Raw genomic sequence first — 15,003 nt, forward strand, 5'->3', positions numbered from 1 at the left:
TTACTTCTTCTTCGCCGCCTTCTTGGCGGGCGCCTTCTTGGCCGCTGGCGCCGCCTTCTTGGCCGGAGCCGCCTCCTTCTTGGCCGGTGCCTTCTTGGCCGCCGGAGCGGCCTTCTTGGCGGGTGCGGCGGCCTTTGCCGGTGCCTTAGCCGGGGCCTTAGCCGGGGCTTTAGCCGGGGCCTTAGCCGGGGCCTTTTCCGGGGCCTTGGCCGCCTTCTTGGCCGGTGCCTTGCCGCCCTTCCCGGCCGGAGCGGCGGCCGGAGCCTCGACCGCTGGCGGTTCCGCCGGCACCGCCGGAGCCGCGGGCGCCGGAACGGCGGGTGCCGGAGCCGGCTCCACTGCCGCCGGCACCGCCGCGTTCACTGCCGGACGCGATCCGCCCACGACCCCGACCATGAGGAGCCCCGGCGGCGGCGCGCCCGGCCCCTTGCCGCGCCCGCCAATACCCCGCGCGCCCATACCCCGCGGCGCCGCCGGCAGCAGCGCCTGCGCCGCCTTGGCCTCGGCCTTCTGCTGGTCATCCACCGCCTTGAGCTGGTCCACGATGCTCGCCGCGTCCGCGGCGCGCGCCACTTCCCAGTCGTCGCCGCGACGACGCAGGTCGATCATGTTCGCATCGTGCGCATCCTGCAGTACCCGTTCGAACATGCGCGTGGCCAGGGACTCGCTGTCGCGGCCGAGCAATTCGAACGCCCGCTGGCGGGCTGCACTGGCCGTGGTGACCTGATCTCCCGAGACGAGTGACTCGACCGCCCGCCGCACGAGGTCGAACGCGTCGCTGCGCGTGAGCCGCTCGCCGCTGCGGCCGATGGCATCGGAGACCTCCGTGCTGCGGAACGCCGGCGCCACTTCGGGGCGCGCCGTTTCGCCCCCCGCGCGCGGCTCGGGGCGCGCGTCGGCACTGGTCGGTTCGCCGTCATCGCGACGGTCACGGAACCGATCACGCCCCCGCCCGCGACCGCGACGCCCACGGTCGCCACGCCCCTCGGGGCGCGCCTCCGGCGCTGGGGCGGCATCGGCCGGCGCCGTCTCGTCGGCATTGGCGGCCGCCGGCAACGGGCGAATGCCGAGCGCCGCGATCACCGTCTGCGGATCGATCATCTCGCCCACCGGCATCGGGATCTCGGCCGTCTCGTCGAGCGCCACATCCACGTCGGCGCCACGCTCCGCGCCCTCCTCGGCCGGTTCCCCGTCGCGGGGTTCCCGCTCCCGTTCGCCGCGATCGCGACCACGCCCGCGACGCCCACGGCGTCCGCGGCGTTCGCGCTCCTCACGTCCTTCGCGCTCGAGGCGATCATCGGCCGGCACCGTCGGCGTGGCCGCAGCGGCCGCCACCACCGTGCCGTCGGGCACATCCACTTCGAGCTGGCCGCTCTCGAGCTTGGTGACCTTCAGGAGCCCACGCTGCTGTGCCTCGTGCACGAAGCGCGAGAACTTCGGGTGGCCCAGGTTCTTCTCGTCGAACGACGCATCGATTTCCTGCATCACCTGCTTGAGGCGGTCGCTGCGCATGACGTCGCCGTTGCGCTTCATGCGCCCCACGGCCTCGGTCACGAGCTCCCAGGGGTCCCAGCGCGTGGTCTCGTCCTCGCCCGTCTTCACGAGGCCCGCGAGCGCGTTGTACGAGTAGTACTCGTCGCAATTCATGACCAGCAGATCGCTCGACGACTCGCGGATGCCCACGCCGATCACGTACTTGCCGTACTCCTTGAGCTTGATGACCATGCTCGAGAAGTCGGAGTCGCCACTGAGCAGCACGAACGTGCCGATCTCGGGGCGCGTGAACACCAGCTCCAGCGCGTCGATCGCCAGGCGGATGTCGGTGGCGTTCTTCTTCGACGAGCCGTAGGCCGGCGCGAAGATGAGGTCGATGCTCGCTTCGGTGAGCGGCACGATGTACTGCGGATAGCGGCGCCAGTCGGCGTAGGCGCGGCGCACCGCGACCTTGCCCTTCACGATGTCCGACGAGAGGAGGTTCTTGAGCTCTTCCTGCAGGTCGGAGCGGATGCCCATCGTGACGTTGTCGAAGTCGATGAGCAGCGCGGCATTCGGCGCGTGCGCCGGCGGCGCGACATTGGGTTGGGCCACCGGGGCCATGGGAGCGACCGACGCGGGGCCGCGATGGAACGGGGCAATGGAGCGGGTCGGCGACGATGCGGCCGACCGGGAGGGATGACGACTCATGACAGCCTAGCCTGGATACGATACTGGGTGATCGAGCGCGTTCGCGTGCAGCGCCGTGGCGCTCAGGGCATTCGCACTCAGCGCGATGGCACGCGCGAGTTCTCGTCGGCGGATCTTGCCGCTCCCGGTCATGGGGAACGCGTCGAAGAAGCGGACGAGGTCGGGGACCTTGTCGGCGGCCATGGTGTCCCGGGCGAACCGCTTGATTTCGTCGCCCGTGATGACCGCCCCTTCCACTGCCACGATGCACGCGCAGACCAGTTCTCCCATGACGTCATGGGGCACACCGATCACGCAGACATCGTCCACTGCCGGATGCGCGCGCAGGCGATCTTCGAGTTCGCGCGGATAGAGCTGGATGCCCCCGCGCGAGATCGTTTCCTGGCGACGTCCGAGGATCCTCACGGTGCCGTCCTCGTCGATGATCCCGAGATCACCGGTGAGAAAGAACCCGTCCGGCGTGTGGACTTTGGCAGTCTCCGCCGGCATGCGCAGATACCCGCGCATGAGGTTGGACCCGCGCACGGCGAGTTCGCCGACCGCTTCGGGTCCGTGCAACTGTCCCGTCATGATGTCCATCGCCATCACCTCGATGCCCGGCATCGCGGTGCCCACCGAGTCCCGGCGGGTCGCTTCGCTGTCGCTGAAGCGGGTGATGGTCACGACGGCGCCCGTCTCGGTGAGGCCGTACGCCACGAGGACGTCGCACCAGCGACGCACCTTGCGGACGAGTGCCTCAGCGACCGAACTGCCGGCCATGAGACCGGTGCGCAGCGAGCGCAGCCGCGACGGGTCGAACGCCTCCTCGCGCATGAGGAGGTGATACTGCGTGGGGACGCCGTGGAGGACCGTGACCTGCGCCTCCGCGATGAGCGCGAGCGCCCCCGCCGCCTCGAAGGCCGGCTGCAGCACCAGGGTGGCACCGCTGGCCATGGCGCCGAGCATGGCACTGAAGCCGAACACCGCACAAAACGGCACCGCCGTCAGCACGCGATCCTCGGGAGACAGCTCGAGGGCCTGTGCGGTGCGCACGGCGTTTTCGACGAGCGCGCGATGCGACAGCTGCACCCCTTTCGGCTTGCCCATCGTGCCCGACGTGTACACGACGGCGAGATCGCGCGCATCGTCGACGTCGTCCACAACCGGCACCGGCTTCCCGGCGCCGCGCGACACGAGATCTTCGAACTGGAAGATCCGGTCGTCGTACCAGAGATCCTCCTCCCCCACCGTGACGACGTACTGCAGATCGGGGAGGTCGCCCAGCAGTTCTTCGAACCGCTGCAGGAAGTCGACGCCGTTCCACCGTTCGATGGTGACGACGGCGCTGGCTTCCGCGTGGCGCAGCTGGTAGCGCAGGTCATGCACCCCCAGCGTGGGGTTCACCGGGACCAGCACGGCACCGAGTCTGGCCGCGGCGAGGGTGGTGATGATCCACTCCACCCCGTTGGGGAGGTTCACGGCGATGCGATCGCCCGCCCCCAGTCCCAATTCGGAGAAGGCTGCCGCCAGGGAGGATGCATCGGCATCCACCTGCGCGTATGTCCATGTCCGTTGCCCGGTGGTCGCCAGTGCGCGCGCAGGGTGCTCCTGTGCACGACGGGCGATCAGTGGGGCCAGGGACCACGATGCTGCCATCTCACTCCGTGAAGCGAACGCCCATCCGGACGGGCAAGCGTGACGCGGGATCGGGTACAGCCACGTAAATTACCGACTATGAACGAGATGCGGAAGTTGAACGGGTCGAATTCCGCGACGGAACCGGGGGCGGGCAGCACCGCCGGGCCGCGCGCCGGATCGCGCGCCGGATCGCGCGCGCCCTTCCGGACCCGGCTCTTCGCCATGCTGCTCCTCTTTGCCCTCGTTCCCACGGTCACGGTAACGCTGGCGTGGGCCGGTGTGGCCACCCGCACCCTTTCCCTCTTCTCGGCCCGATCGGCGTGGGAGCGGATCGCCAAGAGTGGCGACGACAGCTACCGCATCGTGACGGCGGCCCCCCTCACGACCGAACAGCGCGCCGCCCTCGACGCCCATCAGGCGGAGTTGCGCGAGTCGGCGCAACTCGCCCGACGGTTCGACTTCGTGACCGGGCGCTCCATTCGGCTGGTCATCGTGGGTGCCGTCCTCGCCATTGCGCTGGTGGCCGTGGGGGCATCGCGGGTGGCCGGACACCTGAGTCGGCAGCTGAGTCGTCCGCTCGACGAATTGGTGGGCTGGACGGGGCTCATTCGCAGCGGCCGCCCCATCCCGCGTCAGGCAGACCGACGCGGGGCCCCCGAGTTCGAGGTCCTGCGCACCGGCATGCGGACCATGGCCAGCGAACTGGAGACGGGGCGTCGCCGCGCGCTCGAGGCGGAGCGCGCCGAAGCCTTTCGCGAATCGGCCCGCCGCTTTGCCCACGAACTGAAAAACCCGCTCACCCCCATCCGCTTCGCCGTGGACCGGCTCCGGCGCAACGCGCCCGACGAACTGCGGGATACGGTCGAGGTGCTGGCCGAGGAGGCCAGCCGCCTCGAGGTCATGGCCAAGAGCTTCGCCCAGTTCGGTCGCCTCCCCGACGGCCCGGCCGCCGATGTGGATGTGGCGGAAATGGTCAGCCGCGTGGCGGAAACGACCGTCCCGGAGTGGATCACCCTGACCCTCGACTGCGCCCCCGACCTCCCGCTGGTATCCGGCTACTACGAGCCGCTGGTGCGGGCGGTGACGAATGTGCTGCTGAACGCCGTGGATGCCACGCCGGCCGGGGGACGCATCGCCGTGCGGGTGTGGGCGGAGACAACGCCGGGACCAGCCGACAGCACCAGTTTGTCGCCAACTGACACCAAACAGGTGGTCATCTCCGTACGGGATACCGGGTGTGGCATCGCCCCGGAGGCCCGCGCCCGCATTTTCGACCCGTACGTGACCACCAAGCCCGGCGGCACCGGGCTGGGGTTGGCCATCGCCCTGCAGACCCTGCAGGCGCACCGCGGGTCGATCGACGTGGAGAGCGAGATCGGGCGCGGGACCATCATCACACTTCGACTGCCGGTGACGGCATGAGGACCACATGACAGGGCAGCAGGACGACGCCACCTTGCAGAGCCAGCCGCAGGACGGTGGCGGCAAGTCCATCGTCATCACCAAGCAGAGCGACGGGACGGTCCAGCGCATCGAGCTGTCGAACGGCGGCGAGGTCCTCACCTCGAACATCGAGGGCGGACCGGCGACGGCCGTCGCGTCGGTACCGCCCCCGGCCCCTCGCCAAAAGGCCCTGCCCGATGGGCTGCTGGAGATGATGGTGATCATCATGGGCGCGGCCACGCTCATCTCGTTGGGCACCCCCCTCGTGAAGGCGTGGACCCGACGGTTCGAGAAGCATCACGATCTCAGGCAGCAGGCGCAGATCGAACAGCGCCTGACCGCCATCGAGCAGGCCATCGAAACGGTGGCCGTCGAGGTGGAGCGCATCAGTGAAGGGCAGCGCTTCACGACGAAACTGCTGGCCGAGCGCGCGCCGGAAGAGCTGGGACGGCCACGATGAGCCCGCGCATCGTGATCAGGGTGCACTTCGGGCAGTCGGCCGACCAGGCCGCCAGCGCCGCGCGTGCGGCCCAGATTGCGGAGCAGGCGCGCGCCAACGCCGACCGCCTCATCGAGAACGCCATCCAGGATGCCGAGCGTGCCGTGGGCGCCAGCTCCACCGGCCAGGCGCCACCACCGCCCGCTGCCCCCGCTACGCCACCGCCGCCGGGAGGGCCCATCGTCTTCACCAGTGACGGAGGGCGTCCGGTGAGCATCTCCATGGAAAACGGCAGCCTCGTGCTCACGCAGGAGGGCAATACGCAGGTCATTCCCTTCCGCGACGTGATTCCGCGAGAGGCGACGCAGATCGTCTGGGCCATTCCGGCCACGCTCTCCATCTTCCTCATCTGGTGGCCCATCTCGCGCGCCGTCGTGCGCTGGCTCAACCGGAAGCACACGGCCCAGAACGACACCGCGGCGCTGGAAGCGCGCCTGCGCGACCGCTTCGAGACGCTCGAACGCAATCTCGACACCGTGGCCGTGGAGATGGAACGGCTCTCTGAAGCGCAGCGCTTCACCACCAGGCTTCTTGCGGAACGTCAGGCCCCCGCCCCAATGGCCGTTGCCGTGGAGATCCCGGCGGGTGTGCCACGGGACGCGGCCAACGAGGCCTCCGTTGGCCGCGGGCGCGCGTAAGCGGCAGGAACCAGTTCATGCCCAGCGTACTCATTGTCGACGACGAGCCGAACATCCGGCGCATGGTGGGGGCCCTGCTCTCAGCGGAAGGGTACGATGTGCGGGACGCCGCCGATGGGCGCGCCGGCCTCGCGTTGGCGGAAGCGCTCGAGCCGGACATCGCACTCGTCGATCTCATGATGCCGGGCGATCTCGACGGCCTGGCCCTGCTGGAGAAGTTGCGTGAACGCCGCCCCGATGTGCCGGTGGTCATGATGAGCGGACGCGCGGCGCTCACCGATGCGGTACGCGCCACGAGGCTTGGGGCCTTCACCTTCCTCGAGAAGCCCCTCACCCCCGAAGGCGTGCTGCTGGCGCTCGCCTCGGCGTTCGAACTGCGGCAGGCGCGCCGCACGGCGGCGGCGCTTCGCGAAGACCTGGGCATTTCGGGAGAGATGGTCGGCGAGTCGCCGGTCATGAAGGAGGTCCGCGCCCTCATCGCACGCATTGGCCCAACGGATGCGCGCGTACTCATCACCGGCGAGTCGGGCACCGGCAAGGAGCTGGTGGCCGCCGCCCTGCACGAGGGGAGTTCGCGCCGCGACAAACCCTTCGTGCGTGTGAACTGTGCCGCCATTCCGCGTGACCTCGTGGAGAGCGAGATGTTCGGCCACGAACGGGGGGCTTTCACCGGCGCCACCGAACGGCGCATCGGCCGCTTCGAACTGGCTCACACCGGAACGCTGTTCCTGGACGAGGTGGGGGATCTCGGCGCCGAAGCGCAGGCCAAGCTGCTGCGGGCCATCGAGGCACGAGAGATCGAGCGCGTGGGTGGCGGCAAGCCGATCAGAATTGACGTGCGCATCCTGGCGGCCACCAACAAGGACCTGACCCGGGCCGTGGCCGAGGGCACGTTCCGTGAGGACCTGTTCTTTCGGCTCAACGTGATTCCCATGCAGCTGCCCCCGCTGCGTGACCGGCCCGGCGACCTGCCCGCCCTCGTGCGCCACTTCTCGGCGCGTCATCGCACGCGCACCGGTCGGCCCCTGGTGACCTGGCAGCCGGAGGCGCTCGCCGCGCTGGGGGGATATCGCTGGCCGGGCAACGTGCGCGAACTCGCCAACGTGGTGGAGCGGCTCGCCATTCTGCATGCCGGCTCCGAGGTGTCGCGCGCCGACGTGCTGCAGGTCATCCCGCAGGCCGCGCACGGCGCCACCCCAGCGAACGGGACCAGCGACCACGCCGGGGTCGATCCGGCCGACGGGCTGCCGCTGAGCGATGCGCTCGACGCGTACGAGCGGCGCCTCATTGCCGCCGCCCTGGCCCAGAGCGATGGCAACGTGGCCGAGGCGGCGCGGCGGCTCCAGACCGACCGCCCCAACCTGTATCGTCGCATGCGGCGGCTCGGGCTGGCTTCGCCCGCCGAGTGAGCACGGCGCCGCGCGTCGGCAGGCATTCCAACCTTTTGCGGGTTGCCGATGTCCGGCCATGCCCCGGCGTGGCACTCCGACACACCCGTGTCTCCTTTCGGGCGCATCGCGCGTGCCGCGGGGACGCGCCAGTCACACCCGGAATTGATGATATTGCGGGAGCGTCACGCCTCGGCCACCGTGTGATCCCGGTCGCCCTGGTACGGGGCATGCCATGGCGGAGCGCGAACCTCAGCAGGAGTTCCGAATGAGTCAACCCATGACCGCCTCCGGTCATGTCTGCCCCCCAATCCGCCGCCGCGCGAGCATGGTGCGCCAGACGAGCCCCCGTGGAGTGGTGGCTCGAGGCCTGCTCGTCCTTGGCCTGGTCATGCTGCCGGCGTCGGCCGCAGCGCAGCGCGTGGGCGGTGTCCCACGGGATGTCGCACTCGAAGTCACCCGGCTGTTCAACGCCACGGCCACCCGCAAGGTGCGCGGTGACTTCACACTGGCCGCGAGTGACACCGTGCGTGGCGACCTCGCCATCCTGAACGGCAACGCCCGGCTTTCGGGAGTCGTGAACGGCGACGTGGTCGTGCTGAACGGCGATGTGGTGCTGACGGAGGGTGCGCGCCTGGCCAAGGGGCTCACGGTGGTGGGCGGAACGCTGCAGGCGCCCGAGCGCCCCACCGTGACCGGCGAGATTCGCGTGTGGAGCGCGCGCTACCGGTATCAGGAGAGCGGCGACACGCTCGTGGCCGACACGGATTTCCTCACCCGCTTTTCGCAGTGGGTGCGGGAGGACGACGAAGGGGAAACGGAAAGCCAGCTGTTCTTCACCTCGGCGCACACCTACAACCGCGTGGAAGGGCTGCCCATCTACGTGGGCCCGCGCTTTCGCGCCCGTAACGGGGCGACCCGTGTGCGCGCCGAGCTGTATGGCATTTTCCGCACGGGCGACCGCCTGGTGTGGAACGATGAGAACCTGGGCCATCGCGCGCTCTTCGAGGTGCGACAGGGTGAGCGGGCGGGGATCGCCGTGGGCACGCGGCTGTTCGACGAAGTGGACGCCATGGAGCGCTGGCAGCTCAGTGATGGCGAGGTGGGGTTGGCCACCTTTCTGTTTTCGCGCGACTATCGCGACTACTGGGAACGGCACGGGGCGCAGGCGTACGTCTCGGCCTTTGCCGGGCGCGGCCACGAACTCAAGCTGTCGTACGGGGAAGAGCGGTGGAACGCCCGTCGGGCGCGCGATGTCTTCCGGTTGAACGACGAGGTCGCCTTGCGGCTCAACCCGCGCGGTGACGAGGGCGTGCTGCGGTTGCTCACGCTGAGCGGCACCTTCGACACGCGCACGGAATCCCGGCACCCGCGCTCGGGGTGGTACCTGCGCGGGGAGTACGAGCGGGGGCACAGTGACGCGCTGACGCTGGCGCCGCTCACCGTGGGGCTGGGGCGAACCGGGAACGTGACGGAGCTGGGGCGAACCGGGAACGTGACGGAGCTGCGGCCAACCGAGCCCCTCGACTATGGCCGCGCCTTCTTCGACCTGCGCCGCTACAACCGCCTGGGCCCGAATGCGCAGCTCAACCTGCGTGCCGTCATGGGCGGCTGGGTGCACGGCGATGCCCTGCCCGTGCAGCGTCGCCTTGCGGTGAGCGGCATCGACGCCCTCCCCGGTTTCGACTTCCGCCGCACCCTCGGTACGGCGGACGCGGGCACCTGTGCGACCGGCTCCGAGGCGCAGTATGTGCTGCTGGGGCGCCCGGCCCAATGCGAGCGCATGGCGCTCGTGCAGGTGGAGTGGAAGGGCGACTTCCGCATCGACCTGTTCGGTGACGACGATGAGGGCGACCGGCGCTGGCAGCTCGGGCGCGGCCACGCCGATGGCACGTGGGTGATCTTCGCGAACAGCGGGCGTGGGTGGCTCGTGAACCGCCCCGCCACGGTGGCGGGCACCACCAGCGAGGCCGATCCGCTGTTCTTCGGCCGCAACCGGGTGCCCGACCTGAACACCTGGCGCACCGATATCGGCGGCGGCTTCGACTTCGGTGACTTCGGCGTCTACATCGCCCAGGCGGTTTCGCAGCGCGGGCTGTCGCCGAACGTGTACGTGCGGCTGGGCCGCCGCTTCTGAGCGCACGGCTCGCCATGACCCGTCTCCGGCGCCTGTGCCTGACGGTGCTGCTGCTCCTCGTGGGCAGCGGCCGGTTGGCGCGCGCACAGGACACGCCGGCGATCGACATTCGCATGACGGCGCAGAGCTATCCGCCCTTGGTGGCCGTTCGCAATGCGCTCACGGACCGCGAGCACGACGAGCTGCTCAAGAACGGGTTTCCGGTGCGCATGCACCTGCGGGCCGAGATCTGGACGGTGGGACGGTACTTCGATGACATCCGCGGGCGCGCCGAGTGGGATGTGATCGTGCAGTACAACGTGGTGGAGCGCAGCTACGAGGTGGCGCGCCTCGTGGGCGATCGGGTCATGCCCCTGGGCAGCTATGTGCGCTTTGCCGACGCCCGCGCGGCGTCGGAGCTGGCGTACCTGCCGGCGCTCCCCACGCCGCGGCGTGGCCAGAAAGGCTACGTGCTGGTGCAGGCCGACATCCAGGCGCTCGACGTGAGCGATCTCGACGAAGTCGAGCGCTGGCTGCGCGGCGAAGGGGCCCCCGCCGTGCGCGGCAAGCGCAGCCCGGCGTCGGCCATTACGCGCGGGGTGCGCACGCTCGCCTCGCGCATTCTTGGCGCCGAGACGCGGCGGCTGGAGGCGAGGACGCCGACGATGGTGTTCTAGGGTCGGCCGACCGCCCGCAACCCACTCCCCTCGATCTTCTCCAGCTCGCGCAACGTCTCTTCGCCGTAGAAGGTGCGGATGTACTGCGCCTGGATCGGCGTGAGCCGTCGCACCGCCCACGAGAGGTGCACGAAGTGCGGCTCGACCGGCGCGTGCAGCGGGTGCATGCCGATCTCCGCGGGCATGCGATTGGCCTTCCGCGTGTTGCAGGAGCTGCAGGCGGTCACCACGTTCGACCACTCGTTCGTGCCGCCGCGCGACATGGGAATGAGATGATCGCGCGTGAGCGATTCGCGCGGCTTGAGCTCACTCGACCGGCGCCCGCAGTACTGGCACTGATAATCGTCACGCGCGAACAGGAAGGTGTTCGTCACCTGCCGGCGGAAGCGCCGCGGCACGTGCACGTAGCGCGTGAGCCGGATGACGGCCGGACGCGGAAAGGCGTGCTTCTCCGAGCGCACCGGCGCGTGCCGGTCGGCCTCGACGATCTCGGCCTTGCCGTCGATCACCAAACGAAGCGCACGGCGCAGCGGCACCATCGTGAGAGGCTCGTACGACGCATTCAATGCGAGACAACCGGCGATCACGCCTACCCTCCGTCAAGTCGGTGAGTCGTGGAGACCAACGCTGTCGTGCCGCGCCGCGGGAGGCGCGGTGGTGCGTCCCCCGCGCGTGCACGCGGGTCCGGCGAAAAACGAAACCCCGCCGAAGCGCCGGCAGTGGCCGGGAGCATGGCGGGGTGCAGAAGGATCAATGACGCGTGGTCCTGGCGACGACGCCAGCACACCCGCCTGTCCGGCGGGCGCCGCAACTCCGGAAGACGGCGAGCTCGTCACGCGTACGCATGCCGAAGCATATCATGGCGCACCACGCTGCCGCCACTGGCGGAGCCGCGCTCCCGTCTCCCGCTGCCGCGCGTGCCACGCGGGATCGTCGACCAGCACCTGCCCACCTCGTACCAGGACCCGTCCTCCCACCGTCACCAGCGTCGCCTGTGCCCGCCCCGCGAGCGCGTGCACCAGCGTCACGGCGGGATCATGCACGGTGTGCACCGTGGAGCCGTCCAGTGCAAAGGCGGCAAGATCGGCGGCCTTGCCAACCTCCAACGTTCCCACCACGGCATCCAGTCCCAGTGCCGCCGCACCGCCCGCCGTGGCCAACTCGAGCGCCGCGTGGGCGGACAGCGAGTCCGGACTGCCCGATCGGATGGCATGCGCCAGGATGGCCTGCCGCGCTTCATCGATCAGATGCATGCGATCGTTGCTGGCGACCGAGTCGGTGCCGAGGCCGACGGCGATCCCGTGCGCCTGCATACGGTCCAGCGGGGCCAGCCCCTGCCCGAGCTTCGCGTTCGAAATGGGGCAATGCACGATGCTCGCCCCATGATGCGCGATCCGCTGCAGGTCATCCTCATCCACCCGCACGGCGTGGATGAGCAGCGGGCGCGCCGCCAGCACGCCGGTGGCCTCGAGCAGCGCCACGGGGGAACGGGCCTGCGGCGCGACCGCCATGCCGCGCGCCCGCAGGCGCTCGGCAAATGGCCCCTCGCCACGGCACACGAACGCCGTTTCGGCGGCACTTTCGGCCACATGCACCGCCATGGGCAACCGCTCGGCCCGCGCATACTCGGCCGTGGCCTGAAAGAGCGACGCCGACACCGTGTACGGCGCATGCGGCGACACCCCGGTGCGCACAAGCGGAGTGTCCTGCTGCCGCAGCAGGTCGATTCGCCCGCGCAACCGCGACAGGGACTCGTCACGCTGCGCCGGATCCGGGCCGAACAGCTCGACATACCCAATGCCGCGCACCCCCAGCTCGCGCATGGCATGCAGGGGCATCGCGGAGTCGGTGCAGTCGGCCAGCGTGGTGATGCCGTGACGCAGCGCCTCCACGATGCCCACCCGCGACGCATCCAGCAGGTCGGCTTCGGTGAGCAGGTCACGCCGCACCGCCGTGAGCGTGCGCAACCACTCACGGAAGTCGAGGCCCTCGAGAAATCCGCGCAGCGTGGTGAGCTCGAGGTGGGAATGCGCATTCACCAGCCCGGGCAGGAGCACGGCATCGCCCAGGGAGACCACCGGCACGGGCGCCGCCGTGTGCGCCGAGATCACCTCGCCGGCCGCGCGTGCCGGTCCCACCCAGGCAATCGTATCGGCCGTCACCAGCACGGCACCGTCTTCGATGGCCGGCGCACCGATGGGAAGCACCCACCGTGCCGTATAAAGCGTGCGCTCGGAGGGAACCGGAAGCGGCGGGTCGTGCGTCAGAGGGGCCTCACGTCACGCCGGTGGCAGACGGAAGGGATTGGTCGTGTCGCGCTTCACCGCGGCGCCCGCACTGTCCATGGTGAACGCCGACGGTGCCGCAGCGTCGGTACAGGTGCGCGTCGGCTCGAATCCCTGCACGAAGAACTCCGTGGTGAGGGCGCCCATGCAACTGGCATTGGCGAGTCGACCGGTCGCGGCGTCGATCTCCCGCACCACGACGCCGTCTGGCCGAGGCCAATCGGGAGGCTGCGGCTTGCGACGGTACACCTCCGTCATGAAGGATGCCCACGCCGGGGCCGCCAGGTCGCCTCCCTGGGCGTTCCCCTTGATCTTCTGCGGCTTGTCGAAGCCCATCCACACGCCGGCCACCAGATCGGCGGTATAGCCGATGAACCAGACGTCGGCGCCGTCGTTGGTCGTGCCGGTCTTCCCGCCCGACGGGACGCGAAAGCCGCTGCTCCAGATGCGGGCACCGGTGCCGCGCACGACGACATCCTTCATCATGTTCACCATCAGCCACGCCTCCTCCGGGGAAAGCACGGCTTCGCGCACGAGCGCGGGTTTCCACACGACCTTCCCCGCCGCGTTATCCACCCGCGCGATCGCGTGCGGCGTGGTGCGCAGGCCGAGGTTCGCAAACACCGAGTAGGCGCCGATCATCTGGATGGGATACGTATCGGCCGACCCGATGAAGACGGAGGGATACGGCGGAATGGGGGTGGTGATGCCGAAACGCCGCGCCATCGTGATGACCGCATCGGCGCCCACGGCCATGCCCGTCCGAATCGCCGCCAGATTGCGGGACTGATACAGGGCTTTGCGCATGGGCATGCTGCCCTGGAACTTCATGTCGTAGTTCTGCGGTGTCCACGTCTCACCGCCCATCTGGTCGAGGGCGATGGGGGAATCGTCCACCACCTGCGCCGGCCCGTATCCCTCGTGCACGGCGGCCGCGTACACGATGGGCTTGAAGGTGGACCCCGGCTGTCGCAGCGCTTGTGTTGCGCGATTGAACTTGCTGTCGCCGAAGTCGCGCCCCCCCACCATGGCGCGCACGGCGCCGGAGCGGGGGTCGATGGCCACGAAACTGCCCTGCAGGTAGGGCGAGTTCGCCGCGCCGGTTTCACCACCGTCGGCGCTGCGGGCGAGATACGCCTCGTACGTCAGGTGGGTGTACTTCCCGTGGCGTCCGCCCTCGATGGCCTGCAACTGGTTCTCCAGCGCCCGCTCCGCCGCCGTCTGCATGTCGACGTCGAGCGTGGTATACACCTTGAGCCCCTCGTCGTAGAGCCGCGCCCCGAAGTGCTCTTCCAGTTCCTTGCGGACCCACTCCACGAAATACGGCGCCACGTCACCCGACTCGGCGCGCTCGGCCAGCTGCAGCGGGTACGCCTTGGCCAGCGACGCGTCCTCGTTGCTGATGGCCCCACCGCGACGCATCAGCTCGAGCACCGTGTTGCGACGCTGGATGGCGCGATCGGCGAAGCGACGCGGGTTGTAGCGCTCCGGCCCCTTGAGCAAGCCGGCCAGCACCGCCGCCTCGGCCACGGTGACGTCGCGCACGCTCTTGCCGAAGTAGCGCTGCGAGGCCGTCTCCACGCCGTACGCGCCGTTGCCCAGGTAGACCTGGTTCAGGTAGAGCTCGAGGATCTTGTCCTTGCTGTAGCGACGCTCGATGGCGCGGGCGACGCGGGCCTCCTTGATCTTGCGCAGCAACGTCTTCTCGCGCGAAATGCGATCGGAGAAGACGTTGCGGGCCAGCTGCATCGTGATGGTGCTGAAGCCCTGCACGTAGCGGCCCGCCTTCACGTTGCGCGCGAGAGCCCCGAAAATGCGGAAGTAGTCGATGCCGTCGTGCGCGTAGAACCGCTTGTCCTCGGTGATCACCACCGCATCACGCACGTGCTTGGGGATGTCCTTGAGGCCGATGAGGGTACGGCGTTCGAGGCCAAGCTCGGTGACGAACCGCCCGTCAGCCGCGTACACCTTGGATGTCTGGCGCGGCACGTACTGCTCGAGCGAGGCGATGGAGGGGCACCGGCCGTCGCGACAGATGACGGCCCAGGCACCCGCCAACCCGCCGGCACCGATGGCGGCACCGAAGACAGTGAGCACCAGCAGCCAGCCCAGCCAGGGGCGCCGCTTGAGGACGGTGGAAAGAGCCATAGCAGGGT

11 protein-coding genes are annotated in these 15,003 nt (G+C 69.5%); 6 read left to right on the plus strand and 5 right to left on the minus strand.

Going from position 1 to position 15,003, the window contains the following annotated elements:
* Positions 1-2,184, minus strand: coding sequence for an NYN domain-containing protein (locus LW840_RS04305; protein WP_291273524.1), 2,184 nt, complete (start codon positions 2,182-2,184; stop codon positions 1-3).
* Positions 2,185-2,190: 6 nt separating this feature from the next.
* A complete protein-coding gene (locus LW840_RS04310; protein ID WP_291268292.1) occupies positions 2,191-3,819 on the minus strand; it encodes a class I adenylate-forming enzyme family protein in 1,629 nt (542 codons plus the stop codon).
* A 78-nt stretch (positions 3,820-3,897) separates the two neighbouring features.
* Here LW840_RS04310 and LW840_RS04315 point away from each other — a divergent pair, with 78 nt between their 5' ends.
* From LW840_RS04315 to LW840_RS04340, 6 genes are all read left to right on the plus strand, one after another.
* Positions 3,898-5,223, plus strand: coding sequence for a HAMP domain-containing sensor histidine kinase (locus LW840_RS04315; protein WP_291268291.1), 1,326 nt, complete (start codon positions 3,898-3,900; stop codon positions 5,221-5,223).
* A gap of 7 nt (positions 5,224-5,230) precedes the next feature.
* Complete coding sequence (locus tag LW840_RS04320; RefSeq protein WP_291276477.1) at positions 5,231-5,704, plus strand: hypothetical protein; 474 nt, start codon at positions 5,231-5,233, stop codon at positions 5,702-5,704.
* Positions 5,701-6,381, plus strand: coding sequence for a hypothetical protein (locus tag LW840_RS04325; RefSeq protein ID WP_291273523.1), 681 nt, complete (start codon positions 5,701-5,703; stop codon positions 6,379-6,381). The genes LW840_RS04320 and LW840_RS04325 overlap by 4 nt, the downstream gene beginning before the upstream one ends.
* 17 nt (positions 6,382-6,398) lie before the next feature.
* The gene (locus tag LW840_RS04330; RefSeq protein WP_291260033.1) at positions 6,399-7,790 is read left to right on the plus strand and encodes a sigma-54 dependent transcriptional regulator; all 1,392 of its coding nucleotides are present in this window, start codon (positions 6,399-6,401) and stop codon (positions 7,788-7,790) included.
* A gap of 337 nt (positions 7,791-8,127) precedes the next feature.
* Positions 8,128-9,906: a hypothetical protein gene (locus LW840_RS04335; protein WP_291276478.1), complete on the plus strand. Its 1,779-nt coding sequence runs from the start codon at positions 8,128-8,130 to the stop codon at positions 9,904-9,906.
* A 14-nt stretch (positions 9,907-9,920) separates the two neighbouring features.
* Positions 9,921-10,562 carry a hypothetical protein gene (locus LW840_RS04340; protein ID WP_291260035.1) on the plus strand — a complete coding sequence of 214 codons (642 nt, stop codon included), beginning with the start codon at positions 9,921-9,923 and terminating at the stop codon, positions 10,560-10,562.
* On the opposite strand, the gene LW840_RS04345 is transcribed toward LW840_RS04340, so the two are convergent.
* The 3 genes from LW840_RS04345 to LW840_RS04355 form a co-directional block, all read right to left on the minus strand.
* Positions 10,559-11,101 (minus strand): HNH endonuclease, encoded by a 543-nt coding sequence (locus LW840_RS04345; protein WP_291260036.1) that lies wholly within the window; start codon positions 11,099-11,101, stop codon positions 10,559-10,561. The genes LW840_RS04340 and LW840_RS04345 overlap by 4 nt on opposite strands.
* Positions 11,102-11,419: 318 nt before the next feature.
* Entirely contained in the window at positions 11,420-12,769 is a 1,350-nt protein-coding gene (locus LW840_RS04350) for an amidohydrolase family protein (protein WP_291276479.1), read from the minus strand.
* A gap of 72 nt (positions 12,770-12,841) precedes the next feature.
* Positions 12,842-14,995 carry a penicillin-binding protein 1A gene (locus tag LW840_RS04355; RefSeq protein WP_291273520.1) on the minus strand — a complete coding sequence of 718 codons (2,154 nt, stop codon included), beginning with the start codon at positions 14,993-14,995 and terminating at the stop codon, positions 12,842-12,844.
* Positions 14,996-15,003 lie beyond the last annotated feature (8 nt).

The sequence above is a fragment of the Gemmatimonas sp. genome (assembly GCF_021298855.1).
Classification (GTDB): Bacteria; Gemmatimonadota; Gemmatimonadetes; order Gemmatimonadales; family Gemmatimonadaceae; genus Gemmatimonas.

Coding starts and splice junctions, on each gene's coding strand:
- LW840_RS04315 (WP_291268291.1), top strand. CDS start 3,898: ATGAACGAGATGCGGAAGTTGAACGGGTCGAATTCCGCGACGGAACCG.
- LW840_RS04310 (WP_291268292.1), bottom strand. CDS start 3,819: ATGGCAGCATCGTGGTCCCTGGCCCCACTGATCGCCCGTCGTGCACAG.
- LW840_RS04340 (WP_291260035.1), top strand. CDS start 9,921: ATGACCCGTCTCCGGCGCCTGTGCCTGACGGTGCTGCTGCTCCTCGTG.
- LW840_RS04325 (WP_291273523.1), top strand. CDS start 5,701: ATGAGCCCGCGCATCGTGATCAGGGTGCACTTCGGGCAGTCGGCCGAC.
- LW840_RS04305 (WP_291273524.1), bottom strand. CDS start 2,184: ATGAGTCGTCATCCCTCCCGGTCGGCCGCATCGTCGCCGACCCGCTCC.
- LW840_RS04355 (WP_291273520.1), bottom strand. CDS start 14,995: ATGGCTCTTTCCACCGTCCTCAAGCGGCGCCCCTGGCTGGGCTGGCTG.
- LW840_RS04320 (WP_291276477.1), top strand. CDS start 5,231: ATGACAGGGCAGCAGGACGACGCCACCTTGCAGAGCCAGCCGCAGGAC.
- LW840_RS04330 (WP_291260033.1), top strand. CDS start 6,399: ATGCCCAGCGTACTCATTGTCGACGACGAGCCGAACATCCGGCGCATG.
- LW840_RS04345 (WP_291260036.1), bottom strand. CDS start 11,101: ATGGTGCCGCTGCGCCGTGCGCTTCGTTTGGTGATCGACGGCAAGGCC.